24 protein-coding genes are annotated in these 25,471 nt (G+C 62.8%); 15 read left to right on the forward strand and 9 right to left on the reverse strand.

Annotation, left to right across the window (positions count from 1 at the left end; genetic code table 11):
* Positions 1 to 3: 3 nt before the first annotated feature.
* Genes B5D62_RS06980 through B5D62_RS06990 form a run of 3 tightly spaced genes read right to left on the reverse strand, consistent with a single transcriptional unit; the run spans position 4 to position 3,816 of the window.
* The gene (locus B5D62_RS06980; protein WP_085933039.1) at positions 4 to 1,065 is read right to left on the reverse strand and encodes an ABC transporter ATP-binding protein; all 1,062 of its coding nucleotides are present in this window, start codon (positions 1,063 to 1,065) and stop codon (positions 4 to 6) included.
* Positions 1,062 to 2,795 (reverse strand): ABC transporter permease, encoded by a 1,734-nt coding sequence (locus B5D62_RS06985; RefSeq protein WP_231714731.1) that lies wholly within the window; start codon positions 2,793 to 2,795, stop codon positions 1,062 to 1,064. The genes B5D62_RS06980 and B5D62_RS06985 overlap by 4 nt, the downstream gene beginning before the upstream one ends.
* Position 2,796: 1 nt before the next feature.
* Positions 2,797 to 3,816: an ABC transporter substrate-binding protein gene (locus B5D62_RS06990; protein ID WP_085933040.1), complete on the reverse strand. Its 1,020-nt coding sequence runs from the start codon at positions 3,814 to 3,816 to the stop codon at positions 2,797 to 2,799.
* Between the two features lie 59 nt (positions 3,817 to 3,875).
* Here B5D62_RS06990 and B5D62_RS06995 point away from each other — a divergent pair, with 59 nt between their 5' ends.
* The 10 genes from B5D62_RS06995 to B5D62_RS07040 are packed head-to-tail and all read left to right on the forward strand — an operon-like array spanning position 3,876 to position 13,560.
* The gene (locus B5D62_RS06995) at positions 3,876 to 4,487 is read left to right on the forward strand and encodes a class I SAM-dependent methyltransferase (RefSeq protein ID WP_085933041.1); all 612 of its coding nucleotides are present in this window, start codon (positions 3,876 to 3,878) and stop codon (positions 4,485 to 4,487) included.
* A 57-nt stretch (positions 4,488 to 4,544) separates the two neighbouring features.
* A complete protein-coding gene (locus tag B5D62_RS07000; RefSeq protein ID WP_085933042.1) occupies positions 4,545 to 5,918 on the forward strand; it encodes an MmgE/PrpD family protein in 1,374 nt (457 codons plus the stop codon).
* A 17-nt stretch (positions 5,919 to 5,935) separates the two neighbouring features.
* A complete protein-coding gene (locus B5D62_RS07005; RefSeq protein ID WP_085933043.1) occupies positions 5,936 to 6,424 on the forward strand; it encodes a MaoC family dehydratase in 489 nt (162 codons plus the stop codon).
* Positions 6,424 to 7,584, forward strand: a complete 1,161-nt coding sequence (locus B5D62_RS07010) for an acyl-CoA dehydrogenase family protein (RefSeq protein ID WP_085933044.1) — start codon at positions 6,424 to 6,426, stop codon at positions 7,582 to 7,584. Before B5D62_RS07005 ends, B5D62_RS07010 begins: the two co-directional genes overlap by 1 nt.
* A complete protein-coding gene (locus tag B5D62_RS07015; RefSeq protein ID WP_085933045.1) occupies positions 7,584 to 8,063 on the forward strand; it encodes a MaoC family dehydratase in 480 nt (159 codons plus the stop codon). Before B5D62_RS07010 ends, B5D62_RS07015 begins: the two co-directional genes overlap by 1 nt.
* Before the next feature lie 28 nt (positions 8,064 to 8,091).
* Positions 8,092 to 9,318: a CaiB/BaiF CoA transferase family protein gene (locus tag B5D62_RS07020; RefSeq protein ID WP_085933046.1), complete on the forward strand. Its 1,227-nt coding sequence runs from the start codon at positions 8,092 to 8,094 to the stop codon at positions 9,316 to 9,318.
* A 9-nt stretch (positions 9,319 to 9,327) separates the two neighbouring features.
* Positions 9,328 to 10,245, forward strand: a complete 918-nt coding sequence (locus B5D62_RS07025) for an HpcH/HpaI aldolase/citrate lyase family protein (RefSeq protein WP_085933047.1) — start codon at positions 9,328 to 9,330, stop codon at positions 10,243 to 10,245.
* Between the two features lie 19 nt (positions 10,246 to 10,264).
* Positions 10,265 to 11,446, forward strand: a complete 1,182-nt coding sequence (locus B5D62_RS07030) for an MFS transporter (protein WP_085933048.1) — start codon at positions 10,265 to 10,267, stop codon at positions 11,444 to 11,446.
* Between the two features lie 18 nt (positions 11,447 to 11,464).
* A complete protein-coding gene (locus B5D62_RS07035) occupies positions 11,465 to 13,048 on the forward strand; it encodes an ABC transporter substrate-binding protein (RefSeq protein WP_085933049.1) in 1,584 nt (527 codons plus the stop codon).
* Positions 13,049 to 13,062: 14 nt separating this feature from the next.
* On the forward strand, positions 13,063 to 13,560 hold the full coding sequence (locus B5D62_RS07040; protein ID WP_085933050.1) for a VOC family protein: 498 nt from the start codon (positions 13,063 to 13,065) through the stop codon (positions 13,558 to 13,560).
* Positions 13,561 to 13,578: 18 nt separating this feature from the next.
* Here B5D62_RS07040 and B5D62_RS07045 read toward each other — a convergent pair whose 3' ends face one another.
* Positions 13,579 to 14,319, reverse strand: coding sequence for a dienelactone hydrolase family protein (locus B5D62_RS07045; RefSeq protein WP_085933051.1), 741 nt, complete (start codon positions 14,317 to 14,319; stop codon positions 13,579 to 13,581).
* A 76-nt stretch (positions 14,320 to 14,395) separates the two neighbouring features.
* On the opposite strand from B5D62_RS07045, the gene B5D62_RS07050 reads away from it, so the two are divergent.
* Together B5D62_RS07050 and B5D62_RS07055 are read left to right on the forward strand one after the other, a co-directional pair.
* A complete protein-coding gene (locus tag B5D62_RS07050) occupies positions 14,396 to 15,610 on the forward strand; it encodes an ABC transporter substrate-binding protein (protein WP_085933052.1) in 1,215 nt (404 codons plus the stop codon).
* Positions 15,611 to 15,637: 27 nt separating this feature from the next.
* Positions 15,638 to 16,690, forward strand: coding sequence for a WD40/YVTN/BNR-like repeat-containing protein (locus B5D62_RS07055; protein WP_085933053.1), 1,053 nt, complete (start codon positions 15,638 to 15,640; stop codon positions 16,688 to 16,690).
* A gap of 7 nt (positions 16,691 to 16,697) precedes the next feature.
* Here B5D62_RS07055 and B5D62_RS07060 read toward each other — a convergent pair whose 3' ends face one another.
* Positions 16,698 to 17,381, reverse strand: coding sequence for a helix-turn-helix domain-containing protein (locus B5D62_RS07060; protein WP_085933054.1), 684 nt, complete (start codon positions 17,379 to 17,381; stop codon positions 16,698 to 16,700).
* Positions 17,330 to 17,959 carry a DJ-1/PfpI family protein gene (locus tag B5D62_RS07065; RefSeq protein WP_085933055.1) on the reverse strand — a complete coding sequence of 210 codons (630 nt, stop codon included), beginning with the start codon at positions 17,957 to 17,959 and terminating at the stop codon, positions 17,330 to 17,332. The genes B5D62_RS07060 and B5D62_RS07065 overlap by 52 nt, the downstream gene beginning before the upstream one ends.
* A gap of 152 nt (positions 17,960 to 18,111) precedes the next feature.
* Here B5D62_RS07065 and B5D62_RS07070 point away from each other — a divergent pair, with 152 nt between their 5' ends.
* Both B5D62_RS07070 and B5D62_RS07075 read left to right on the forward strand, forming a co-directional pair.
* On the forward strand, positions 18,112 to 19,416 hold the full coding sequence (locus B5D62_RS07070; RefSeq protein ID WP_085933056.1) for an MFS transporter: 1,305 nt from the start codon (positions 18,112 to 18,114) through the stop codon (positions 19,414 to 19,416).
* Positions 19,417 to 19,421: 5 nt separating this feature from the next.
* Positions 19,422 to 20,261 (forward strand): MBL fold metallo-hydrolase, encoded by an 840-nt coding sequence (locus B5D62_RS07075; protein ID WP_085933057.1) that lies wholly within the window; start codon positions 19,422 to 19,424, stop codon positions 20,259 to 20,261.
* 3 nt (positions 20,262 to 20,264) lie between these two features.
* Here B5D62_RS07075 and B5D62_RS07080 read toward each other — a convergent pair whose 3' ends face one another.
* Positions 20,265 to 22,487 carry an adenylate/guanylate cyclase domain-containing protein gene (locus B5D62_RS07080; protein ID WP_139373745.1) on the reverse strand — a complete coding sequence of 741 codons (2,223 nt, stop codon included), beginning with the start codon at positions 22,485 to 22,487 and terminating at the stop codon, positions 20,265 to 20,267.
* Positions 22,488 to 22,598: 111 nt separating this feature from the next.
* On the reverse strand, positions 22,599 to 23,822 hold the full coding sequence (locus B5D62_RS07085) for an ABC transporter substrate-binding protein (RefSeq protein WP_085933059.1): 1,224 nt from the start codon (positions 23,820 to 23,822) through the stop codon (positions 22,599 to 22,601).
* A gap of 208 nt (positions 23,823 to 24,030) precedes the next feature.
* On the opposite strand from B5D62_RS07085, the gene B5D62_RS07090 reads away from it, so the two are divergent.
* On the forward strand, positions 24,031 to 24,216 hold the full coding sequence (locus B5D62_RS07090) for a hypothetical protein (protein ID WP_085933060.1): 186 nt from the start codon (positions 24,031 to 24,033) through the stop codon (positions 24,214 to 24,216).
* Between the two features lie 263 nt (positions 24,217 to 24,479).
* On the opposite strand, the gene B5D62_RS07095 is transcribed toward B5D62_RS07090, so the two are convergent.
* A complete protein-coding gene (locus B5D62_RS07095) occupies positions 24,480 to 25,418 on the reverse strand; it encodes an LLM class flavin-dependent oxidoreductase (RefSeq protein WP_170920811.1) in 939 nt (312 codons plus the stop codon).
* Between the last annotated feature and the right edge of the window lie 53 nt (positions 25,419 to 25,471).

Below are 25,471 nucleotides of genomic sequence, written 5' to 3' on the forward strand. Positions count from 1 at the left end.
TTACTATTCGACACGTACCATGGCGGCCGGATCGATCTCCAGCCATACCCGGCTGTCCGGCTCGAATACCGTATTCGGGCTGGTCGAGACCCGCAAAGCCTTCGAACCGCCCAGCGGCCGGGCCTGATAATCCCAATATTCGCCGAGGTACGAACGTCCTGCGATCGTGGCCTCGATCGCAAGCGCCGGCCCCTGGCGCTTCTCGCGGGTAAGCCGGATGGCCTGCGGCCGCAGGGAATAGAGCAATGTGCCCGTCCCGTTCGCGCCCTCGACGGCCGCTGCCGGCGCCGAGAAGCCGTCGAACCGGACATCGCCCCCGTCCCGTGTGCCCTCGAGGAAATTGGTGCGTCCGATGAAGCCAGCGACGAAGCGACTCCTGGGTCGGGCATAAAGGACCTGAGGCGCATCGACCTGCTCGATGCGGCCCTTGTTCATCACCACGATGCGGTCGGACGTGACCATGGCCTCGGACTGGTCGTGCGTGACATAGACTGTCGTGATCTTGAACTCGTCGTGCAGCCGCCGGATCTCGAAGCGCATCTCCTCGCGCAGATTGGCATCGAGGTTCGACAGCGGCTCGTCGAGCAACAACACTTCCGGCTCGACGACGATGGCCCGCGCCAACGCCACGCGCTGCTGCTGCCCGCCCGACAGCTCGGCGGGATACCGTCCCTTCAGGGCACCCAGCTGGACGACCTCAAGGATCCTGTCGACCTTTCGCTCGATCTCCGCCCGCGGAAACTTGCGGACCTGAAGACCGAAGCCGACATTCTCGCCCACCGTCATGTTCGGCCAGATCGCATAGCTCTGGAAGATCATCGACATGCGCCGCCTTTCCGGCGGCACCACGGACTCCGCACTCGAGATCGGCAGCCCATCCATCTCGATCGTGCCGGCACTGGGCGGCACGAAGCCCGCGATCATGCGCAGGGTGGTGGTCTTGCCACAGCCCGACGGACCCAGCAGCGACACGAACTCGCCCTTGGCCAGCTCCAAAGAGAAGTCGCCAACGGCCTCGACCGGTCCATAGCGCCGGGCGATGTTTCTCAGAACGAGCTTGCTCATGCCGCGCTACGCCTCAGCATGAAGTCGCGGCCGATGGCGCGCTGGCCGATCCACAGCAGTGGCAATGTCAGCGCCTGCAGGATGAGCGCCAGCGCCGCGAGGTATTCGAAGTTGCCCTCCTCGCTCATGTCGAAAATCATCACCGAAACCACCTTCGTATTCGGACCGTAGAGGAAGATCGCTGACGACAATTCACGGGTTGCCGGAATGAACATCAGCAGCCACGCACCGAGCAGACTGCGCTTGAGCAGCGGCGCGACGACGCGACGGACCGCCGTCAACCGGCTGCCGCCCAGGACCCGCACCGCCTCCTCCATTTCGGGATTGAGACTGCGAATGGCGGCATTGGCATTCACGTAGCCGATCGGCAGGAAGCGCGTGGTGAAGGCCAGGATCATGATCCAGGCCGTGCCGTAGAGGGCCAGCGGCGGCGGCGCGTAGGCCGAATAGAAACCGATCGCCAGCACAACGCCCGGAATGACGAACGGCGCCACACACAGGAAGCCCAGCAGGCCCGCGAACGGCACGATCCGCCGGGCGACGATGTAGGCCACGCCAAGGGCGACGAAGACACCGAGCGTGGCCGCCGTGCCGCCGAACAGGAAGCTGTTGAGCACGGAATGGGCCGCCGTGGCATGCTCGAACAGCACGAACCTGAAGTTCTTCAGCGAGAGATTGTCGAGGGAGAATCCCCTGCCCCACGCCTTCGCGAACGCGGCCTGCAGGAGGAACAGGTACGGCAGGAACACCGACAGGCTGGCCACGAACAGGGCATAGCCCAGTGCCACCCACCGCCAGCGCCCGAGCGCGATGGGCCGGCGCTCGCCGCCCTTGCCGGTCAGCGCCACGAACCCCTTGCGCCGCGTCAGCAGCCGCTGGATGACGACCAGGAGGATGGTGACGACGAGCAGCGGCATGGCATAGGCCGCTGCCACCTCGACCCGGACCGGATTGCCGAAGAACTGGAAAAGCTGGGTCGTCACGACATTGAAGCGCGCCGGGATCGCGATCATGGCGGGCGAGGCGAACAGCGCGATCGCCTCCAGGAAGCAGATGATCAGGCCGCCCAGGATCGCCGGCAGGGCGAGCGGCAGGGTGACCCGACGCATCGTGCGCCAGGCGCCAGCTCCCAGAATGTTGGCGGCGTCCTCCATTTCCGACGATACGAGCTCCAGCGCCGCGCTCGTGAAGATGAAGACATAGGGATAGGAATAGAGCGCAATGACGAAGACCAATCCCGGAAAGCTGTAGATGTTGAACGGGCCGGTATCCGCTCCCATGACGAACGCATAGAGCTTGTTGAGCCATCCCGCATTGGGACCGGCCAACAGGATCCAGGCGACGGCGCCCGTGTAGGGCGGCGTGATGAAGGTCGCCAGGACCAGCATGCGGACCAGACCGCGGCAGGGCATGTTGGTGCGCGACACCGCCCAGGCGAGCGGCACGGCGAACACGCCGGCCAGCAGCGCCGCCGCTGCCCCCAGTTCCAGGGAGTTGAACAGCGCCTCGACATAGCGCTCGCGGCCATAAGCGGCGGCGTAATTGGTCAAGGTGAACGCGCCGCTGTCGGCCGAGCGGAAGCTGGTCGCGATCAGCTGAACGAACGGGCTCACCACCAGGAAGAACAGGATCGCGATGATGGCGATCCAGATCAGCCAGGCCGAGTCCCATGCCCTCGTCCGGGGAGACGAGGCCGCTGTCGTCGGCAGGGCAGGCGAAGAGATGGCCACGTCAGTTACCGAACGTGTCGCGCCAATCCTCGATGGCTTCCGGAATGCCCTTGTCGATCTGCTCGACGGTCGGATGGATCGCCTTCACTTCGTTCACCGGTTTCTCCCCGGCGGCAACCGGCACCTCCGGACGCATCGGCACCGTGAAGTGCTTCACGTCCACCTTGGAGGCTTCGATCGAATAGAGATATTCCATGAACAGCCGGGCGGCGTTCGGGTGCTTCGTTCCCTTCACGATCGCCGACGGCGCAATGATCAGGACTGCGCCGTCCGACGGATAGACGATGGCAAGAGGATTGCCGCGGGCGGCACTGAACAGCGTCGAACCATCGGCCCCCGCCGCCACCTGTCGCTCGCCGGCATTGAGCGCCGTGACCGTGTCGTTGATGGAGCGGCCGATCTGCGGCTTGTTCTTCTCGAGCTTCTTGAAATAGTCCCAGCCATACAGAAGCTTCATCTGAAGCACCCAGGTTCCGACATAGCCGGAAAAGGCCGGATGCCCGGTCGAGATCTTGCCCTTCCATTTGGGATCGAGCAGGTCGGTCCACTTCTGGGGCGCTTCCTCCGGCTTCACTTTGGACGTGTTGTAGCTGATCAGCACGAAGCCGGCCGACGTGGTGTGGAAATAGCCGTCGGGATCGAGATTGCGGAAGGCTTCCGAGATCTTGGAACTGTCCTCCGGGATGTACTTCTCGAGCTGTCCTTCCTTCTTCAGCCGCACATAGTGCCCGATATCCGTCGACGAAAAGACATCGCAATTGGTCTGGCCGTTCTTGATGTCCTGGGTGAGACGCTGATAGGCGACCTGCGCGGTCGTGCGCACCACGTTGACCTTGATGCCGTATCGCTGGGTGAAGGTGGCTCCGAGTTCCTCTGCCGCTTCCGACGTGTAGTGCGCGGTGTACCAGGTGATCTCCCCTTCCTTCTTCGCGGCCTCTTCCAGAGCCTTGATGTCGGCATGGGCGGCAAGGGGAACGAACGCAAACGCAGCAGCGCAGACGAGCCCGATCAGGCCTTTCATGTGTTCCTCCCGGAACGAGACGTTGTTATCGTTGCCGGGATAGAATCACACCGAACGCAATGTCACAAGCACCGGATAGCGCCAGGGATTGGGGCGCCTACTACGAGAAACTCAAGGATCGCCCTCCCCGGCGTACCCTCGTCACAGCACTCGACCGTTTTGGACCGCCTCCAGCTGGGGCGATTGCGGTCGATCTCGGCTGCGGCAATGGCCGCGACGTGATCGAAATGCTGCGGCGGGGCTGGAATGTGGTGGCTGTCGATGCCGAGCCCGAGGCGTTACGGCAGCTGGCCGAACGCGGCCTGCCGGGCGCGGAAAGAATTACACCGGTTCTGGCCCGTTTCGAGGACGTGCCTTTACCGCTCGGTGTCCTGCTCGTGAATTCGAGCTTCGCCATGCCACTCTGCGAGCCGGCGAAATTCCACACTCTATGGCAGCGCATAAGAGACGCCCTGCCGCCCGGAGGTCGCTTCAGCGGCCAATGGTATGGCGTTCGCGACTCATGGAACGGACGGCCCGGCATCACGTTTCTCGAGCGCGCGGCGGCACAAGCGCTGCTCGATGGACTCGATGTCGAGATGTTCGACGAAGAGGAAGCCGACGGCGTCACGCCGCGCGGAAACGCGAAGCATTGGCATATCTTTCATATCGTGGCGCGAAAACCACGCTAGTGGACAAGCGCGCGCGCTTTGCCGACACTTCGCCGGTCCTCAATTTCCGGAGACACCATGGCGACCGCGCAATCCTCCGTCGCGTCACGTGACGTTCCCGTCACGGCCGAAATCGCCAAGCGCGCCACACAGCTCGCCTGGCAGGACCTGCCCGACGATCTGATCGAACGCACCAAGCAATGCCTGCTCGACTGGTTCGCTGTTACCGTCGCCGGCGCGCAGGACGACCTCACCGACATCCTCGTCCAGGAGGCCATCGAGGATGGCGCGACAGGGTCGGCAACGCTGGTCGCGCGCTCCGAGAAGACGCTGCCCTCCGTGGCTGCGCTGATCAATGGCGCCGCCAGTCACGCGCTCGACTACGACGACGTGAATTTCGCCATGGGCGGCCATCCCACGGTCACCGTCGTCCCCGCCCTCCTGGCGCTCGGCGAGCAGATCAAGGCTTCCGGGCGCCTTTTCATCGAAAGCTTCGTCGCCGGATACGAGACGAGTGGCAGGGTCGGCCGGCTCGTGGCGCCCAGCCATTACCAGAAGGGATTTCACGTTACCGGAACGGTCGGCACCTTCTCCGCCACCGCCGCCGCAGGCCGGATGCTCGGCCTCGATGACAGGCAACTCGCGACCGCTTTCGGAATCGCGGCCACGCAGGCCTCGGGACTGAAGTCCAACTTCGGCACCATGTGCAAACCGCTCCATGCCGGCACGGCCTCCGAACAGGGGCTGCGCGCCGCTCGGCTCGCCGCGAAAGGATTCACCGCGCGGCCGGACTCACTGGAGTGCGACCAGGGCTTCGCCGCATCGCAGAGCGATCATTTCGCCGCCGATGCCGCCCTTGGTGAGCCGCCGTCGGGCTGGCATCTGCGCAACAACCTCTTCAAGTACCACGCCGCCTGTTACCTCACGCACGCACCCATCGAATGCGCCAAGGAAATCCGGCTGAAGAGCAACTTTCCACCCGAGCGCGTCCAGAAGATCCTGCTCCGGATCGACTCGGGCGCCGACCGGGTCTGCAACATCCCGCATCCGACATCCGGCCTCGAAGCGAAATTCTCGTTGCGCCAGACGGTGGCAATGGCGCTGACGGGTGTCGACACCGCGAACCTCAACTCCTATACCGCCGCCATCACGGAGGAACCGCGCATCAAGAAGTTGCGCGACAAGATGGCGATCGAATTCCAACCCAACTGGGCACATTCCCTGGCCGAAATGGCGATCCAGCTCGACGATGGCAGCACGCTCGAGGCCTCGCATGATTCCGGAATCCCCTGGCCCGATCTCGCCCGGCAACGGCAGGCTCTCGAAGCCAAGTTCGACAGTCTGGTCACGCCGGTCCTGGGCTCGGCAGCCGCCAAACGCCTCCGCGATACCATCGATCGCGTCGACCGCCTGGCCGATATCGGCGAACTGGTCCGCGCTTCCGCAATGTAACGAGTAATGGAGAAGCAATGTCGGAGGATTTCAGGGCCCGCGCCAGGCCGGTGCCGAAAGGCAACCGCTATGAGGATTTCGAACCCGGCCGGGTGTTCAAGCACCATTGGGGACGGACCATCACCGAGTCGGAGAGCACCCTCTTCTCGACGCTGACGCTGCATTTCAATCCGCATTACTTCAATGCCGCCTATGCCCGCGCGCACGGGCATCCCGGACTGGTCGCCAATCCGCTCCTCGTTTTCACGACCGTCTTCGGCATGACCGTCGAGGATCTGAGCGAAGGCGGCGGTCCGTTCCTGGGGGTGAACGAGCTCGCCTACCATCAGCCGGTCTATCCGGGTGATTCGCTGCGTGCGGAGTCGGTCGTTCTCGATGGCCGCGTCTCGGACTCCCATAAGGGCTTCGGCATCGTCACCTGGCACACCAAGGGCTTCAATCAGCGCGAAGAGCTCGTGATCGATTTCAAGCGTACCAATCTCGTTCGTCAGAGGGTTTCCCAGTAATGCCGTACATCACGGAAGAGCGCCGCATGATCCAGGAGCAGGCGCGCGAGTTCACGCTGAACGAAGTCCTGCCCGTCGCCAACAAGCTCGATCCCGAGAAGGGCGACATCCCGATGAGCCTGCGCGAGAAGATGGCGGAGCTGGGCTATTTCGGCATTCTGATCCCCGAGCAGTATGGCGGTCTGGGACTCGGGTGCTTCGAGTATTGCCTCGTGACCGAGGAACTGTCGCGCGGCTGGATGAGCGTCGCCTCCATCATCGCACGCGGCAACCTGCTGATCGGCTCCCAGATGATGAGCGAGGAGCAGCGCTCGCTCTACCTGCCGCGCATGGCCAAGGGCGAGTTCCTCGGCGCCTTCTCCATGTCGGAACCAAACGCGGGCTCCGACATCTCCAACATCTCCTGCCGGGCCAAGAAAGACGGCAGCGGCTACCTGATCAGCGGCAACAAGTATTGGTGCACCTTCGCCGACGGTGCCGACTTCCTGATCATCATCGCCCGTACTTCCGATGCGCCGCCGGGCAAGCGCCATCTCGGCCTGTCCATGTTCTTTGTCGAGAAGAAGCGTGGCGAACTGCCGAAGGGCTGCAACGGCGCGCCGATTCCCAAGATTGGTTATTTCGGCTGGAAGACCTGGGAGCTCGCCTTCGACAACTTCCGCGTCGAGGCGACCGACATGATCGGCGAGGAAGGCAAGGCTTTCTATTACGCCACCTCCGGCCTCGAGACCGCCCGTGCCCACACAGCCGCGCGTGCGATCGGCCTTGCCCAAGGGGCGCTCGACGATTCGATCGTCTATGCCAACGACCGCAAGCAGTTCGGCCATTCGATCTCGGATTTCCAGGCGATCCGCTTCAAGCTCGCCGACATGGCCACCCAGATCGAGGCGGCGCGGCAGTTGAACTATTTCGTCTGCGAGCAGATCGACAATGGCCAGCGCTGCGACAAGGAAGCCTCGATGGCTAAGCTCTTCGCCTCCGAGATGGCCGAGCGCGTTTGCAGCGAAGGCCTGCAGATCCACGGTGGCGCCGGCTACACGACGTTGCACGCGATCGAGCGCTACTGGCGCGATGCGCGACTCACCAAGATCTTCGAGGGAACGTCGGAGATCCAGAAGCGCATCATCTCCGATCGCCTGCTCGGCCGCGGGAGGAACTGATGAAGGTTTCAGCTCTTACCGGCAAGGACAACTACTTCGAGGACTTCGTCGTCGGCGACGTGATGAAACATGCCCGCGGCAAGACGGTGGAACCGCTCGAGCAGGTCTGGATCACGAACGTGACCATGAACACGGCCGAAGGTCACTTCAACGAACATCTGATGAAGTCCAGCAACTGGGGACAGCGCCTCGGCTTCGGCGGCGTCACCATTTCCATGTGCATTGGGCTCGCCGCAGAAGACACGGCCGAGAACGCCCTGATGGAGCTCGGCATGGACAAGATCCGACTCAAGGGGCCGGTCCACCACGGCGACACCCTCTATTGCTACTCCGAGGTCCTGGAAAAGAAGGACGCGGACCAGCCTGACGCCGGCATCGTGCGCTTCAAGCACTATGGCGTGAACCAGCACGACAAGCATGTCTTCGAAGGCGAGCGGACTGTGCTGATCAAGCGCCGCAGCCACTGGGGAGACAAGTGAGCGACCCTGTCGCGGATTTGCGGTCCGCATGAGTGCCCGTCCATCGCCCGGTGCGCTCGACGGCGTGCGCATCGTCGACCTGACGCAGATGCTGGCGGGGCCGTTCTGCACGATGCTGCTGGCGGACCAAGGGGCGGAAGTCGTGAAGGTCGAACCGCTCGACGGCGACCATACGCGCATCGTCGGGCCGTACCATCCTGAGGACCGGCTCAAGGCCTTCGGCGGCTACTTCGCCTCGGTCAACCGCAACAAGAAGTCCATCGCGATCGACCTCAAGCGTCCCGAAGGGCGCGATCTCGTGAAGCGCCTGTGCAAGGACGCCGACGCTGTCGTTGAGAACTATCGCGGCGGCGTGATGGAGCGGCTGGGACTGAGTTACGAAATCCTGCGCCAGGAGAACCCGCGCCTGGTCTATGCCACCATCCGCGGTTTCGGCGACCGGCGCACCGGTGCCAGTCCGTATAGCGACTGGCCGGCCTACGACGTGGTGGCGCAGGCCTTTGGCGGCGTGATGGCCATCACCGGCCCCGACAAGGACACGCCGATGAAGGTCGGCCCCGGCATCGGTGATCTCATGCCGGCGACGATGTGCGCCGTCGGCATCCTGAGCGCCATCTTCCGCGCCCATAAGACCGGGCAAGGCCAGTTCGTCGATGTCAGTATGGTCGACGCGATCCTGTCGATGTGCGAGCGCATCGTCCACCAGCATGCCTATACTGGCGGTGTACCGGCGCCCGAGGGCAACCATCACCCCCTGCTCTGCCCCTTTGGCATGTTTCCGGCCAAGGACGGTTTCGTCACCATTGCCGCCCACGCCGATGCCCACTGGCCGATCCTGTGCCGCCTGATCGGCCGGCCGGAAATGGGGACGGATCCCAGACTTGGCACCGTGCAGGACCGCCGCGCCAACCAGGACGAGATCATCGAGGCGGTGTCGGATTTCACGCGCCGCCATACCAAGCAGGAGCTCCTGAAGCATTTCGGTGGCCAGGTCCCGTTCGGCCCGGTCAATGACGTGCGGGACGTCTTTGCCGATCCGCATTTCGCGGTGCGTGATATGGTCGTGCGGGTGCCCCATCCGGGTCTGGAGGAGCCGACCGCCATCGCCGGTGTCGCGATCAAGATGACTGAAACGCCCGGCCGCGTGCGCCACCGAGCGCCCTTGCTCGGGGAGCATACGGACGAGTATCTGCAATCCATCGGCTGCGATGCGGGTGAGATTGCTCGCCTGCGTGCCGACAAAATAGTTGCTTAGGAGACGAGAATGACCGACCGACCGCCGCGCCGCGCCCGCCGAGTCCAGCTTTCGACGCCGGGTTCCAGCGAGAAGATGATCCAGAAGGCGGCCATGTCGAAGGCCGACCATGTCTTCCTCGATCTCGAGGATGCGGTTGCACCCAGCCAGAAGCGCGAGGCCCGCAAGAAGATCATCGAAGGCCTCAAGAGCCTCGACTGGACCGGCAAGACCCGCTGCGTGCGCATCAACGACCTGACGACCGAATACGCCTTCGAGGACATCATCGAGGTGGTCGAGGGCGCCGGCGAGCACCTCGACACCATCATGATGACCAAGGTGCTCACCCCGGCCGACGTGCTGTTTGCCGACAAGCTCCTCCATCAGCTCGAGAAGAAACTGAAGCTCAAGCGTCGGATCGGGCTCGAGGCGTTGATCGAGGAAGTCGAGGGCCTGCAGAACGTCGATGCCATCGCCAAGTGCACCCCACGCCTCGAATGCCTGGTGTTCGGCATGGGCGATTTCTCGGCCTCGATGGGCGTCACCAACAGGAATGTCGGCGAAAGCGACGGCTATCCCGGAGACATCTGGCATTACGCGCGTTTCCGCCTGGTGATGGCCTGCCGCGCCGCCGGAATCGATCCGGTGGATGGTCCGTTCGCCGACTTCCGCAATCCCGACGCCTATCGCGAGGAATGCCGCCGCTCGATGATCCTGGGCTGCGTCGGCAAGTGGGCCATCCATCCGTCGCAGATCGACATTGCGCTCGATGTCTACTCGCCGAAGCCGGAGGACGTGGCCCGGGCCCGCAAGCTCGAAAAAGCCTATGCCGAGGCGGAGGCCCAGGGCCTGGGTGCCATCAATGTCGACGGCGTGATGGTCGACGTGGCGTCGATCCGCATCCTGCGCAACACGATCCTCAACAAGGCCGACCTCTACAAGCTGTGAGGGATTGGAGGCGCCCGGCATGAAACGCGCGTTCATTCCGGTCGCCTCCATGCTGGCGATCCAGGTCATGATTTCGCTGAGCGTCCTGTCGCTCAGCGTGATGATGCCGGCGGTCGCCAAGGATCTCGCCATCGATCCCAAGCTGGTCGGGATCTTCACGGCGATCATCTATGCCGTCGCCGCCGTTATGGCCCTCGCCGCAGCGGGGCCGATTCTTCGGCTGGGTGCCGTCAGGGTTTGCCAGGCGGCCCTGCTGATGGCGGCGATCGGCCTCGCCTTCAATGCGATTGCCCTGGTCGGCGCCACTGTCCTCGCGGTGGCATGCATCGGCGCCGCTCAAGGCCCCATCAATCCCGCTTCGGCCCATATCCTCGCCCAGCGCGTGCCGCGGGAATATTTCGGCATGGTGTTCTCGCTGAAGCAGACCGGCGTGCCGATCGGCTTTGCCCTGGCCGGTCTTGTCTTCCCGTGGCTGCTGGGCTGGATCGGCTGGCGCGGCGCCAGCCTGACCGCGGCCGGCGCGGCCGTGCTGGCAGCCCTGCTCGTCGAGCCGTTGCGGCCGCGCCTCGATGTGGTCAGTGCTGGCACGCGCTCGCCGAGCGGGATCTGGCGCTCGATCCGTTTCGTGATGGCGCATGACCAGCTACGCGTTCTCGGTTGCTCGGCGTTCGTCTATGTGGTGGCCCAGCACACTTTCACGTTCTACCTCGTCACCTATCTGTACGAGCATTGCGGCCTGTCGATCGCCAAAGCTGGCGCGCTGCTTTCCTTCTCCCAATTGTTCGGGACCGGCGTGCGATTGGTCAGCGGCGGCATGGGCGATCGCTTCCCCCGCATTCTGCTGCTCGGCTGGACCGGCATCGGCATGACCGCGGGCAGCATCGCTGTCGGTCTGCTGTCCGAAACGACGCCTTTCTGGCTGATTGCGCTCGCCGTCATCGGCTATGGCTCGGTCGTCATCAGCTGGAACGGCACCTCACAGGCGGAGTTCGCCCATCTCTCTCCGCCAGGCGAAGCGGCAGCCGTCGCCGCCGTGCAAACGGCGCTGGCCTTCTCGGGCGCCGTCTTCGGTCCGCCGCTCTTCGCGTTGATCGCATCGCAGATCAGTTATCGCATGGCATTTTTTGCAGTGGCCGCATGCGTTCTCGCGGCAGGTATTTGGCAAATCATCGTCGGCAGGCGTGTTATCGTCCCCGCCTGATTTGGGAGGGGATCAAAGATGAATCGTCTGCTGGCCGCGGCGTTGGCTGCGCTGCTGCTCATGCCATCGTACAACGCTTCGGCCCAGAAGGCCGGCGGCATCCTGCGCGTCTATCACCGCGACAATCCGCCGAGCGCGTCGATCCACGAAGAGGCGACCATCTCCACCGACATGCCGTTCATGGCGCTCTACAACAACCTGGTGGTCTTCGATCCGGCGACGAAGCAGAACGATCCCGATCATATCGTTCCCGATCTGGCGACGTCGTGGAAATGGAGCGATGACGGCAAGAACCTCACCTTCCAACTGCGCGACGGCGTGAAATGGCACGACGGCAAGCCTTTCACGAGCGCGGATGTGAAGTGCACATGGGACATGCTGATCTCCGACGAATCGAAGCTGCGCAAGAATCCACGGAAACCCTGGTACTTCAATCTCAAGGAAATCACGACCAACGGTGACCGCGAGGTCACCTTCCACCTCGAGCGTCCACAGCCGTCGCTGCTCACCATGCTCGCCGGGGGATTCTCCCCGGTCTATCCGTGTCACGTTCCGCCGGCCCAGATGCGGACCAAGCCCATCGGCACCGGCCCGTTCAAGTTCGTCGAGTTCACGCGCAACCAGTCGATCAAGCTGGCGAAGAATCCGGACTACTGGAAGAAGGGTCGCCCCTATCTGGACGGGATCGAATACACGATCATCCCGAATCGAGCGACGGCGACGCTCGCCTTCATCGCCGGCAAGTTCGACCTCACCTTCACGGGTGAGATCACGGCGCCCGTATTGGCCGACATCAAGAAGCAGGCTCCGTGGGCGCAGTGCGAGATGCTGCCGACCAACACCCAGGCCAACCTGCTGGTGAACCGCGATAAGCCTCCGTTCGACAACGCCGATATCCGCAAGGCCATGGTACTGGCGATCGACAGATCGGCCTTCAACACCATCATCGGCCAGGGCGGAAACCGGCTGGGCGGCGCCATGCTGCCGCCGCCGGAAGGGCTCTGGGGCATGCCGCCGGAATTCCTCGCCACGGTCGCAGGTTACGGCGCCGATCACGAAAAGAGCCGTGCGGAAGGCCGCAAACTCATGAGCGCCCTCGGCTACAGTGCCGAGAAGCCGCTCAAGATCAAGGTCTCCACTCGTGATATCGCCACCTACCGGGATCAGGCCGTGTTGCTCATCGATCACCTCAAGAATGTCTATATCGAGGGCGAACTCGAACCGATCGAGACGGCGGTTTGGTACAATCGCCTGGCGCGCAAGGACTATACCGTCGCCCTCAATGTCCAGGGCGTCGGCATCGACGATCCCGACGTCGTGCTGTACGAGACCTTCGCCTGCAAGTCCGACCGCAACTACACCAACTATTGCAACCCCGAGGTCGAGAAGCTGTTCGACAAGCAATCGCAGATGACCGACCGCGAGGCGCGCAAGAAGCTGGTGTGGGAGATCGACAAGAAGCTGCAGGAAGACGGCGCCCGGCCGGTGATCGAGCACGATTGGGCGGCGACCTGCTGGCGGCCCGAGGTCAAGGGACTAAACCTGGCCGTCAACACGATCTACAATCATTGGCGGTTCGAGGATGTCTGGCTCGATCGCTGACCAGGGAGCGTCACATGATCAAGGGGCTGCACCACAACGCCTACCGCTGCCGCGACTCCGAGGAGACGCGGCGGTTCTACGAGGATTTCCTCGGATTGCCGCTGGTCCATACCTTGCACATCGAGGAGACCAAGACCGGTCGGCAGACATCGGTGCTGCACACCTTCTTCCAGCTCGATGACGGATCGTGTCTCGCATTCTTCGAGGCGCCTGACCGGCCTTTCGACTTCAAGGACCAGCACGACTTCGACCTGCACATCGCCCTCGAAGTCGAGCCTGCGACGCTGGAAGCAATGTTAGCCAAGGCGAAGTCGGAGGGTCGCGAGGTCCGCGGCATCTCCGATCACCGTTTCATCCGGTCCATCTACTTCCGTGATCCGAACGGCTACGTCATCGAACTTACAGCCAAGGTTCCGGGACACGAAAGCGCCATGGATCCGGCGAGCAATCATGCGCGCGAGATCCTGGACAAGTGGCAGGCCCGCAAGGCCACATCCACCAAGGCCGCCTGACGAGAGACCAGTCCTCGCCTAGCCGAGGCGGCGGCGATACAGCGCGATCAGCCGCTCCCAATGGCGCTCCGCGGCCGGTTTGTCGTAGCACCAGCGTTGCGGGAAGGCGAAGCCATGATGGACTCCGGCATTGATCTCGAGCTCGCCGGGATTGCCTGACTTGTCGAACAGGGCCTGGAGTTCCTTGACCATGTCGAGCGGTGCGAGCTCATCGTGCTCGGCGCAGGAGATGTAGAGTTCGCCCTTGGCCTTGCCGAGGGTGAGGTGCGGACTTTCGACCGCATCGCTCACGATCCACGTGCCGTAGAAGGACGCCGCAGCGGCGATGCGCTCCGGGTAACGGGCCGCAGCCGCAAGAGCATAGGGACCGCTCATGCAATAGCCGTGGACGCCAACCGGTCCCTTCTTCGCCGCGATCTGCCCGTCGGCGAACCCGATCAGGGCGGCAACGTCGCTCATGACGGGGGGAATCGTCATCTTGGTTCGCACCGCACGCATACGCTGATGCTCGGCACTGCCATGCTGAAGGACGTCGGGGCCGTACTTGGTGTCCCTGCCGGCGCGATAATAGAGGTTGGGCAACAGCACGAAATAGCCCACCGTCCCCAGCCTCCGGGCCATGTCGTAGAGCTCCTCGCGGATGCCTGGCGCATCCATCAGGAACAGCACCGGAGGATATGGGCCGCCTCGCTCGGGATGGCAGATGAAGGTTTCCATCCTGCCGTCGGGAGTGACGATATCCTGAATAGTTTCGATCATCGGCTTTCCCCTGCTCCAGGCCTGTGGCAGCATTCTCGCAGGCTTCAATAACAAGAAAGCCTAAGGGAGCGAAACGATGAGACGTGGACTGATAGGCATGGCCGCCCTTGCCTTGGCGGCTTCCGCCGGGCCGGGCTTTGCGCAGGTCAGCGATGATGTGGTCAAGATCGGCGTGGCGACCGACATGGCCAGCCTCTATGCCGATATCAACGGCCCGGGTGCCGTCGTGGCCACCCAGATGGCGATCGACGAGTTCGGTGGCTCGATTCTCGGCAAGAAGATCGAACTCGTCACCGGCGACATTCAGAACAAGGCCGATGTTGCCGCGACGCTCGGTGGCCGGTGGTACGACAGCGAGAAAGTCGACATGATCCTCGGAGCCGGGGGATCGGCTTCATCGATCGCCCTGGAGCGGGTCGCGGGCGAGAAGAAGAAGATATTCCTCGCGCCGGACCCCGCCTCGTCCGACATCACGGGCAAGCTCTGCAATGCTTACACGGTGCACTGGGTTTATGACACGACGGCCCTCGCCAACGGCACGGGCGCCGCGGTCGTCAAGTCCGGCGGCAAGACCTGGTTCTTCCTCACCGCCGACTACGCCTTCGGGTACGCCCTGGAGCGCGACGTCAGCGAAGTCGTGAAGAAGGCCGGCGGCACCGTGCTGGGCAGCGTGCGGGCGCCGATCAACACCAGCGACTTCTCCTCCTTCCTGTTGCAGGCGCAAGGATCGAAGGCGCAGATCATCGGTCTCGCCAATGCCGGCGGCGACACCATCAACTCGATCAAGCAGGCCGCCGAGTTCGGCATCGTCAAGGGTGGCCAGAAGCTGGCTGGCCTGCTGGTGTTCATCTCCGACGTGCATTCTCTGGGACTGGAACGCGCCCAGGGCCTGCGCCTGACAGAAGCCTTCTACTGGGACCTGAACGACAAGACCCGGGACTTCTCCAAGCGCTTCGCGGCCAAGTTCAACGGCAAGATGCCGACCATGGTGCAGGCCGGATTCTACTCTGCCACGCGACGCTATCTCGAAGCGATCAAGGCGACTGGCACCGACGATGCCGACAAGGTCATGGCGAACATGAAGAGCGGCAAGTGGGACGATCCGGTCTTCGGCCCGAGCTACATTCGCCCGGATGGCCGCAACATGCACGCCATGTATCTCTTCGAGGTGAAATCGCCGTCGGAGTCCAAGGGACCTTGGGACTATTACAAGCTTCTCGCCACGATCCCGGGCGAAGAAGCCTTCCGGCCTCTGGACAAGGGTGATTGCCCGCTCGTGGCCAAGAACTGACACGGACCGGTAACTGGAGGGTTTGTCATGGCTGAGGCATCGAACATCTACGTTGGCGTCGCTGGCTACTTCGGCAAACCCGACCAGACCGGAAAAGTGGGCGTGTTCCAGCGCGCCGCCAAAGGCGGCGACTGGAAACACGTCCTCGGAAACGTTCAGGCATTCACGGTCTTCGTGCATCCGGACAACCCGGAGATCGTGTTCGCCGGAACCAGCGACGGTGTGTGGCGCAGCACGGACCGCGGTGCCACCTTCAGCCGGGCAGGCTTTCCCGATACTGGCAAGGAGATCTGGAGTTTCCTGGTCGACAGACGCGATCCGAAAAGGATGCTCGCCGGGGCCTCGCCGATCGATATCTACCGCAGCGACGATGGAGGCGTGACCTGGCGCAAGCTGTCCACGCCTGTCATCGTCACACATTGCACCGGCCCCTTCGCCTCGCGGGTCATGCGTCTGGCGCAGAATCCGAAGAATCCCGACGAGATCTATGCGGCACTCGAAATCAATGGCGTGATGCGCAGTTCCGACGGCGGCGAAACCTGGGTCGACTGCAGCGACGGTCTGATCAAGCTCGCGGAGCAGCCGCACCTCAAGAGCAAGATCGTGAGCGATACCACCGCGGAAGGCATGCTCGATGGCCACGCGGTGACGATCAGTCCGGCGACTCCGGATTCCGCCATTGTCGCGCTGCGCATGGGCCTGTTCCGGACGCTCGACCATGGCAAAACCTGGCAGGACATGGAGATGCGGCGGTTCTCGCCCATCACCTACGGGCGGGATGTGAAGGTCTCACCGACCGATCCCAACACACTCTATGCCGCTCTGTCCGTTGCGGCGGCCAGTCACGATGGGGCCCTCTATCGCAGCCAGGATGGCGGCCAGAGCTGGCAACGCTTCGACAAGGTCCAGGTGCATGGCACCATCATGTCGATCGGTCTGCACCAGCGCGATCCCGATCAGGTCTATATCGGCGCCCGCTACGAGGGAGAGGTGTTCGGCACACAGGACGGCGGCAAAAGCTGGCAGGCGATGCCCCTGCCCAGCGACGTGCAGCACATCTACGCCGTGGCCTGCGGCTGAGATCCTCTCAATCGGTAGCGGTCTCGTCGCTTCTGCTTCGATAGATCACGACAAGCGCCTGCGATTCGCCACGCAGGCTGCGGCCCCGATGGGGAATCTCCGCATCGAAATAGGCACTGTCGCCTGCGGAGAGAATCCAGGTCTTCGTACGACCGCCGATCTCCGCCTCGAACTCGACCTTGCCGGCCAGGATGAACATGAACTCCTCGCCTTCGTGCTCGAAGCGAATGTCCTTATCGACCTCCGACGGGAAAACCATGATGAACGGCTCCATCTGCTTGTGGTGCCGCTTGTGGGCGAGCGCCACATAGTCGTAGCCGAAGGAGCTGCCGCCTCGGATCGCGGTTTCCCGCTCCCACGAGCGCACGACGCATATCGCCTCGTCGTTGGCAGCATCGGGCATGTTGTTGCCGAACAGTGCCGCGAGATCGGTGTTCAGAACCTGCGCAATCTTGACCAGGGTTCCGATCGGCGGGATCACCTTCGAGTTCTCGATCTTGGACAGGTACCCCTTGGTAAACCCGGCGTCCGCCGCCAGCCGGTCGAGCGTGAATCCGACCGCCGCGCGCAAGGCGGCGATGCGCTTGCCCAGCTGAAGCTCGACGTCCGTCGCCTTTCCGCCTGTTTTCGAGGCAGTCTTCAGACGGGACGACGGACGAGAGGCGGAAACTGCTCGAGATTTGCGGACCATGCGCGTTGATATTCGATGATGCGGGCCGTTTCAGCAGCCACATTGCCGCCGAACAGGCGATCCAACAGGTGGAGGGTGGCATCGATGCACAATGACACCCCACCGCCGGTGATCACGTGCCCCTCGTCCACCAGGCTCGCTTCCACTACGTCGATGCCGGGATAAAGGTCGGTCATCTGCCGGATCGGAGGAAACTCCGGAGGCACGACCTCCCGCTTCGTCGTTGCTCTCAACCCCTCCAGAACGCCGCTCGCGCCCAGGATCATGGCGCCGGTGCAGACGGAAACCAGCAAAGTGCCTTGTGACCGCTCGCGCAGCAGGTCGAGCGTCTCGGCGCGCCGACTTTCCTCGACCCAACCCGGGCCTCCGGTAACGATCAGCACATCGAACGATGGCGCATCCGCAAGCGCATAGTCGGCCAGCACGACGAGCCCGTTCGACAGCCTCACCGGTCCCGCGACGGGGCCGACGGTGTGGATCTCGATCTCGGGGCGAATACGGCGCGCCATCGACAAGACGCCGAAGGTCGCGAGATCGATCGGCTCGACGCCGTCATAGATGAAAATTCCGAACTTCATGATCGACTCTCAGGCAACTTCTGCGCCATATTAGTTGAATGGCATGAAACATGCAGGAAATTCCTATATACTGTCCGGAAACGCCATCCGTGGCGCCAATCCAGGCAGACCACCGCCTCACTGGCATCGACTGCTGCGGAAGGGAACACTGCATGACCTCGACTGCTGTCATCGGCTCCTCGGCTTCTCCCAAGAACATGGGCATCATCGCCTTTGCCGGCACATTCGGTACGATCATCGAATGGTACGACTTCCTGATCTACGGCACGGCCGCGGCGCTCGTATTCAACAAGTTGTTCTTTCCCACTGTCGACCCGCTCACGGGTACGCTGGCCGCCCTCGCCACCTATGCCGTCGGTTTTGTCGCCCGTCCCGTCGGCGGCGCCCTGTTCGGGCACTTCGGCGACCGCATTGGCCGCAAGTCGATGCTGATGCTCACCATGGCCATTATGGGACTGGGGACCTTCCTGGTGGGACTGCTGCCGACCTATGACCAGATCGGAATTTTCGCGCCGGCCCTGCTCGTCCTGCTGCGTTTCGTCCAAGGCCTCGCCATGGGGGGCGAATGGGGCGGCGCCTCGTTGATGGTGCTTGAACATGCCCCTGCCGGAAAGCGCGGCTTTTACGGCAGCCTGGTCCAGGTTGGTTTCTCGCTCGGCCTTGTCACTTCGTCCGGCGTCTTCGCCTTGGCGACGGCGATGCCCGAGTCTTCCTTCCTGGCCTGGGGCTGGCGCCTGCCCTTCCTGGTCAGCATCGTGTTGGTGCTGCTGGGCGCCTTCATCCGCGCCCGCGTCCCGGAGACGCCGGTTTTCGAGGATCTCAAGGCACGAAACGACATCTCCACCAACCCCTTCGTCGAAGCCGTATTCAAGAACCCGCGATCCTTCCTCGTCGCCCTGGGACTGAAGCTTTCCGAGGTTTCCTGGGTCTACATGCTCACGGTGTTCGTGGTCGGTTACGCCACGAGCAAACTGGCCCTGCCACGCAAGCTTCTGCTCGATGCCATCTTCTGGGCGGCTCTGGTCGAGGTCGTAACCATCCCCCTCTTCGGCTGGCTGTCCGACCGGATCGGCCGGCGGCCCTTCTATTTCCTCGGCGTGCTCTTCACCGTGCTGTTCGCCTTCCCGTTGTTCTGGATGCTGGACACCAAGGATCCGGCGATCGTCATGCTCGCCATCATCGTCGGCCTCAATCTCGGCCACGGCCTGATGTTCGCGCCCGAGTCGGCCTACTTTCCCGAACTGTTCGGGGCCCGGGTCCGCTTCACCGGTGCCTCGTTCGGCTTCCAGGCCTCCGCGGCGATCGGCGGCGGCTTCGCCCCCATCATCGCCACCTGGCTGGCCGCCTACATGGGTGGGACCGCCGGAGTCTCCATCATGCTGATCCTGCTGGCGGCCCTTACCTTCGTCGCGACCTTGTTCGCCCGTGAAACCAAAGACGTCTCATTGTTGGAGTAACGCCCATGGCAACCAAGATACGGTACTTCGGCTGGTCCGCGCTTTCGATTGAAACGGCCGCCGGCGCCCTCTTCTTCGATCCGTTCTTCAGGCCTTATTGCGGCGCCGAATGGTTTCACCTCGAGGACTTCGAGCACGCCAAATATATCTGCGTGACGCATGGCCATGAAGAGCACTTCCTCGACGTGCCGGTGGTTGCCAAGGCGACCGGCGCTACTGTCATCGGCGCCCCCTCGGTGTGCTCTTTCCTGAAGAGCCGGCGCGGTATTCCGGATACGCAACTGAAGGCGATCGATCCCAAGCGCTTCGAGACGGTAAATGTGCCAGGCTTCAGGATCTCGGCATTTCTCTGGAAGCATCGTGACATCAACCTTCCCAAGGCCCTGACTCGTGCGCTTTTCCAAGGCAACACGACCCAGCTCTCCTGGGCTTGGAGCAGCGCGACCAATGCGCCGTTCTATTCCCCCTATACCGGCTTCCATGTCGAACTGCCCGACGGCGTGACCGTCCTGAACTACAACGAGGGCTTCAACAGCAAGATGACCGACGGTGAGATTGCCGATCTGGGCCGCCGCTATCGCACCGATATCCTGCTGGCAGGCATGCAACTGAACTTCATGGCCGATGTGGTACGCGGTGTCGCAGCCCTGAAACCCAAGATCGTCGTGCTTTATCCGCCGCACGAGAAGTTCCATGCGATGATGGGGGCGGTATCGGAACCCTGGTCCCGCTTTGCGGATGCCGTCCGCTCTCGCTTCCCCGGCATCGAGGTTCATATCGCCGAGCCAGGCTTCGAACTGTCGCTCGACGGACATGCCTTGCTCACCTCACCGAAGGCGGCTTGACCCCTATTTTTGCTCGAAGCGCCACACGCCATCCCAGCCGACCAACGGGCCCGCGTCGCTGAGCTGGCCGCACCGCGAGATGAAGGCGATACACGGACCGTCGCCTTCCTTGAGGGCCAGGGCGCTCTCGAAGTCCCGCTTGGCGTCGGCGAAACGACCGGCGATATAGGCGTCCCGTGCCACGCGCCATTTCTCCAGGAATGGTGCGAATCGCTTTGCTTGGCCGATGTCGGCCACCAGCTCGTGGATGTCCAAGACCTCGGTCGTGCCGGCCGCAACGATGCGGTCGACCGGCCGCCATACAAACTGTGTCGCTGCTGCCGTGGCGACATCGCCGCTGGCCAGGATCTCGGTCCCGTACGCCTTGTTCAGGTTTTCCAGACGAGAGGCCTGATTGGCAACGGCGCCGACCAACGTGTAGTTGATGCGCTGGCGTGCCCCGACATTGCCCACCACTGCCTGCCCCGTGTGCAGGCCGACCCGAGTATTGAACGGCGGTCGACCGAGCTTTCGCCATTTCTGGGCCAGTCTGCGGCTCGAACGCGCCACCTCAAGGGCGGCCGCGCAGGCATGGACAACGTGATCCGAATCCGGTTGAGGCGCATTCCAGAAGGCCATCACGCCATCGCCGATGTACTTGTCGATCATGCCATGATTGGCGGCTATAGCCCCTCCCAACGTGTCGAAATAGCGTGACAGCCGGCTGGTCAGCAGTTCCGGCTCGATGCTCTCGCTGATTCGCGAGAAGCCTTCGATATCCGTGAACATGACGGTCAGTTGCCGGCGCGTGCCGCCCAGCCCGGTGCTGCCGGGCGAGCGCATGATCTCCCCGACCAGCTGCTTCGACACGTAGAGTCCGAACACCTCGAGGCCCGACCGCATACGCTCCACGGCTTGCGACAACCGGGAGATCTCGGTGATGCGGCTTTCGACCGGGATACGATCTGAGAAATCCAGCTCCCTGATGCGTTCCGTCTTTGCCGCGAGCCGGGCCATCGAACGCGCCAGGAAAAGCGATACGCCCAGCACGGCCACGATGGCGACAATGACTGTGACGGCCGCGGCGATTGCCGCCCGGACGAGGAGGATACGCGATGCGGCGGAGAGTTCGGCCAACGGCACTGCCGCCGCGACCATCATCGATTTGCCGTAGACCGGCGACGCAGCCTGGACGATGAAGCGGTAATCGTGGCCGTTCATCTCAAGCGTACGTTCGGCCCGATAGTGATCTCCTGTGGCCTGCTGCGCCATCGTCCTGAGGACTTGCCGCACGTCCCCGTCATTGGAAAGACATCCGGGGCTTTCGGGCTGACAAGGCGTCGACTCGATCACGAGATCGGCCACGTCGGTCGCCAGGCCTATGATCGAATTCGGCGTGATCTTGTATTCGTTCAGGAGCTGAGAGAGCGTGCCCAGGTTGAAGTCGAAGCCAATGACTCCGCCGCCGTCGATGGGAACGCCCGCCGACACCCCTAAACCACCGGCAGACCAGGCGAAGCGATAAGGATCGGTTAGCGCGGCGCCCTGGCGCCGCATGGCCTCGATGTACCAGGGTCTTTGCCGTGGATCGAAATCCGTGGGGCGCGTCTGGACTCCATCGCGTGGCATCTGAACGGCGTCGAACCACCAGCTTTGTCTTCGATCAGTGCCTTGGCCTTCGACGACGCGAAACAGAAACACCGCATCCTTCGGCGCGCCGAACACCTGTCGTTCCCGATTCGACAGAAAGGAGACCCGACCGACATAGACGAGGTGGCCATCGGGATAGCCGGCAAAAGCCGCGGCGAGATTGCTGTGTCGTGTAAGCAGCGCCATGAGCGTGCGCCGACGGACCTCGTCGCGCGCGCCTCCGGACGACATGCTGAAATCGGACGTTTCCGCCAGCGCCTCGGCCGCCGCAATGTCCACCCGCACGCCGTCGCCGATGAAATCCGAGATTGCATTGTACAACGTATTCATGCGCAGATCGACGCTGCGCTGCTCCTGCGCATCGACGGCGCGCCAGCCGAGCCATAGCAAGGTGGACGACAAGGGCAGCAGGATGAGCGCCATCAGGATCAACATGCTGACGCTGAAGCGCACGGTGAACCGAGGGCGCCGTGCCCGCAGCTTGACATCGGGACCGCCCGAACGAGATTGCTCGGGCGCTACGGCTTCCAGCCGCATCTCCGTGGCCGGCTGTTCCGTCTCGGGCGTCGGCCCGCTCGGCGCTGAAGGCCTTGGCAACTCAGGATTACTCGTCGCTGTCACTCGGCGGCAGTCTAGCGCGCCGAGCGCGTCTCGCGCAGTGGCGATTTTGCCGGCCAGGTTAGCCCGGTCGGCGACTGGCCAAATCCGTCAGGTGCTTTCCGCGTCCAGCACGTCGCCGAACAATTCCCAGCTTTGCCCTTTGAAGCGCTGCAGTTGAACGGCCTGGATCGGGAAATAGTCGCTCGGACTGGTGGAGACCGTGATACCAGGCAGGAGCATGGGCACACGGAACTTCTGGAAGCTCGTCGCCTGCTTCATCACATTCACCCGCGTCAGCTCGTCACCGCACCGGCGCAGCGTCTCGGCCATGAGGTAGGACACCGTGTAACCGTTGACGTTGCCGAGGTCCGCCAGGTGCGCTGTCGGATGGTATTTTGCCATCCACGCCTTGAATGCCTTCATATCCGGGTGATCGGCCCAGTTGGGATCTGTTGGATCCATCAGATAGGCCGCGGTGATGATGCCCTGAACATTGTCGAATCCGGCCGGCTTCATGACCGTTCCCACGCTCGCGGCGACATTGTTGACGTACTGGACCGGCTTCCAGTTGAGATCCGCTACCTTGCGCATCGCTTGGGCGGCAAACTTCGGCGTCGCGATATTGAAGAACACGTTGGCGTCGGCCGCTTTCAGCTGGATGATCTGCGAATCGACCGTCGGTTCATTGATCTCGTACGTCACATGCTTGACGACCCTGCCGGCCTCCTTGCCGAGCCCTTCCCTGAAACCCTCCCAGTAGTCCTTTCCATAGTCGTCGTTCTGCATCAGCACACCGATGCGAGGGTCCGTCACCGTCGCAAGAACGTGCTTCGCGTAGATCGAGCCCTCGGTGTGATAATCCGGCTGGAATCCCATGGTCCATGGAAAGCGTGCCGGATCACCCCACTTGGAAGCTCCCGTGGCGACGTACAGCTGCGGCACCTTCTTCTGATTCATGTATTTGTGGATGGCAGTGTTCGTGGCGGTGCCGAGGGTGTTGTGGGTACACAGGACCTTCTCCTGCTCAACTAGCTGGCGGATGCATTCCACTGTCTTGGGCGGAGAGTAGCCGTCGTCCAAGGTAATGAACTTGATCTTCCGGCCGTTGATACCGCCGGTGTCGTTGATCATGTCCCAATAGGCCACGATCGCCTTGCCGTTGACGCCATAGGCGGAGGCGGGCCCGCTATATGGACAGGTGTGTCCGAGCTTGATCTCGGTGTCCGATGCCCCGTCGTCGTATTTCTTTCCCGCGCGCGAGACCTTCGTGGCGCCGATGACAGCCGCCGCCGACGCGGCGCCCACGAATGTGCGTCGATAGATGTTGCCCATTGTTCCTCCCTGTCAGGAACTCTGTCGGTTCCTATGAAATGAGCGTACACCCCGGCATCGCAAAGAAACAGGCGCATGACAGAGCTTGTGCAATTCCGGCGAACGCCGTTCTTCGCGACACAACCCCTGCATATTTCCACATAAAACTCGTGGGCTTTGATCTAGATCAAACTGTCGCCACCTCTTGGGAGTTCTAGTTGCGACAGATATGCGTAACTTCCTCTATCGTTGCCCCATCGTCGGCCTCAACGTTCAAGGCTCCATCAAGCGGGACAAGCCCCCTGACGTCGGCAAGGACCATCACATCGTGAATTGCCTGGCCTGTGGCGGCATTCACATCGTGAATCCCTCGAACGGCAAACTCCTCCGCGACGAATCCGGACCGCAAAGCTGAGTGCTTCGCCTGACCTGGATCAACGTGTTGCGTTCCGGATCAGGGCATAAGCGTCTTCATGAAGACATTCGTCTTCCGTTGCCCCGTCACGAAGCAGCAGGTTCAGGGACAAACTGAATCTGACCCGAACAGTGCTACGACGAAGGTTGGCGAAGCATCCTATCGGGCCATTCCCTGTCCCGCTTGCGGCCAAGTCCATATCGTCAATCCCGTGACGGGCAAGCTTCTGAGTGAAGAGCGGCCACGAAAGGCCTAGTTGCACATCATCTGCCTTCGAGGAGCGGCCGAGCCCGCGCGATGGCCTCCATCTGTCCTTCAGGGTCGCCGGCAAACCGCAGGACGAGGTGGGTCGCACCAGCTGCAACATACTCCTTGATCCAGGCGACCGCACCATCGACCGGCCCGGCGAAACATCTCTGCCTCTTGCGTGTCACATCGGAGCGAACCCCATAATAGCCCTGGAGATACCGATCGATCCGCTCTTCGGCGCGTGACGCATCGTCATCGATCGCCAAGGTGAGATACATGGCAGCGGCAAGGTTGGCGGGATCTCGGCCGGCCTTTGTTGCAGCGGCCGTCACGTCGGCCCACTGTTCTCGATATTCGGCAGCCGTCGGAGCGTTTGGAAACCAGCCGTCGAACAGCCGCCCTGCTCGCTCCCGCGCCGGCGCCACGGAGCCTCCAACCCAGATCGGAGGACCACCCGGTCGATGCGGCGTCGGCGCCAAAGTGGCCTGAGCCATGTGCCAGCGCCCCTGCCAGTCCACTGGTTTGCCCTGCCACAAGGCACGACACAGTGCCATGCCCTCGGTCAGTCTTCCGACACGCTTTTCGAAAGGAACGCCGGCCGCCTCGAACTCCGAGCGGATGTTGGGAACATCTGTCCCGATCCCGACGCCGAGGATCAGGCGACCTTCGGCGATCCGATCGAGCGTCGCCACCTGTTGCGCCAACACGACAGGGTTGCGCAGTGCCGGAAGCAGGACAGCCGTGCCCATCTCGATATGCCGTGTCCGGGCCGCGACGGCCGCCAGCAGGGTCAAAGGATCATGCCGCGGCCGCGCCAGCAGGGAGTCGCCTACCCAGACGGAGTCGAATCCCAGTGCTTCCGCTCGTTCGGCCAGGGCCAGCAACGAGCCGGTCTCGTGCTGGCCCGACATGATCCGTTCCCGGGTCGGCAGCAGGTAGCCCAGACGCAGCATCGGCATTCCCTTCGTCAAAGGCAGTTTGCGATTGTTAACCATATTCGATCGAA

The sequence above is a fragment of the Enhydrobacter aerosaccus genome (genome assembly GCF_900167455.1).
In the GTDB taxonomy this organism is placed as follows: Bacteria; Pseudomonadota; Alphaproteobacteria; order Reyranellales; family Reyranellaceae; genus Reyranella; species Reyranella aerosaccus.

Coding starts and splice junctions, on each gene's coding strand:
- B5D62_RS07040 (WP_085933050.1), top strand. CDS start 13,063: ATGATCAAGGGGCTGCACCACAACGCCTACCGCTGCCGCGACTCCGAG.
- B5D62_RS06980 (WP_085933039.1), bottom strand. CDS start 1,065: ATGAGCAAGCTCGTTCTGAGAAACATCGCCCGGCGCTATGGACCGGTC.
- B5D62_RS07055 (WP_085933053.1), top strand. CDS start 15,638: ATGGCTGAGGCATCGAACATCTACGTTGGCGTCGCTGGCTACTTCGGC.
- B5D62_RS07045 (WP_085933051.1), bottom strand. CDS start 14,319: ATGATCGAAACTATTCAGGATATCGTCACTCCCGACGGCAGGATGGAA.
- B5D62_RS07025 (WP_085933047.1), top strand. CDS start 9,328: ATGACCGACCGACCGCCGCGCCGCGCCCGCCGAGTCCAGCTTTCGACG.
- B5D62_RS07005 (WP_085933043.1), top strand. CDS start 5,936: ATGTCGGAGGATTTCAGGGCCCGCGCCAGGCCGGTGCCGAAAGGCAAC.
- B5D62_RS07035 (WP_085933049.1), top strand. CDS start 11,465: ATGAATCGTCTGCTGGCCGCGGCGTTGGCTGCGCTGCTGCTCATGCCA.
- B5D62_RS07075 (WP_085933057.1), top strand. CDS start 19,422: ATGGCAACCAAGATACGGTACTTCGGCTGGTCCGCGCTTTCGATTGAA.
- B5D62_RS06995 (WP_085933041.1), top strand. CDS start 3,876: ATGTCACAAGCACCGGATAGCGCCAGGGATTGGGGCGCCTACTACGAG.
- B5D62_RS07090 (WP_085933060.1), top strand. CDS start 24,031: ATGCGTAACTTCCTCTATCGTTGCCCCATCGTCGGCCTCAACGTTCAA.
- B5D62_RS07070 (WP_085933056.1), top strand. CDS start 18,112: ATGACCTCGACTGCTGTCATCGGCTCCTCGGCTTCTCCCAAGAACATG.
- B5D62_RS07085 (WP_085933059.1), bottom strand. CDS start 23,822: ATGGGCAACATCTATCGACGCACATTCGTGGGCGCCGCGTCGGCGGCG.
- B5D62_RS07010 (WP_085933044.1), top strand. CDS start 6,424: ATGCCGTACATCACGGAAGAGCGCCGCATGATCCAGGAGCAGGCGCGC.
- B5D62_RS07065 (WP_085933055.1), bottom strand. CDS start 17,959: ATGAAGTTCGGAATTTTCATCTATGACGGCGTCGAGCCGATCGATCTC.
- B5D62_RS07050 (WP_085933052.1), top strand. CDS start 14,396: ATGAGACGTGGACTGATAGGCATGGCCGCCCTTGCCTTGGCGGCTTCC.
- B5D62_RS06990 (WP_085933040.1), bottom strand. CDS start 3,816: ATGAAAGGCCTGATCGGGCTCGTCTGCGCTGCTGCGTTTGCGTTCGTT.
- B5D62_RS07015 (WP_085933045.1), top strand. CDS start 7,584: ATGAAGGTTTCAGCTCTTACCGGCAAGGACAACTACTTCGAGGACTTC.
- B5D62_RS07030 (WP_085933048.1), top strand. CDS start 10,265: ATGAAACGCGCGTTCATTCCGGTCGCCTCCATGCTGGCGATCCAGGTC.
- B5D62_RS07095 (WP_170920811.1), bottom strand. CDS start 25,418: ATGCTGCGTCTGGGCTACCTGCTGCCGACCCGGGAACGGATCATGTCG.
- B5D62_RS07000 (WP_085933042.1), top strand. CDS start 4,545: ATGGCGACCGCGCAATCCTCCGTCGCGTCACGTGACGTTCCCGTCACG.
- B5D62_RS07020 (WP_085933046.1), top strand. CDS start 8,092: ATGAGTGCCCGTCCATCGCCCGGTGCGCTCGACGGCGTGCGCATCGTC.
- B5D62_RS07060 (WP_085933054.1), bottom strand. CDS start 17,381: ATGGTCCGCAAATCTCGAGCAGTTTCCGCCTCTCGTCCGTCGTCCCGT.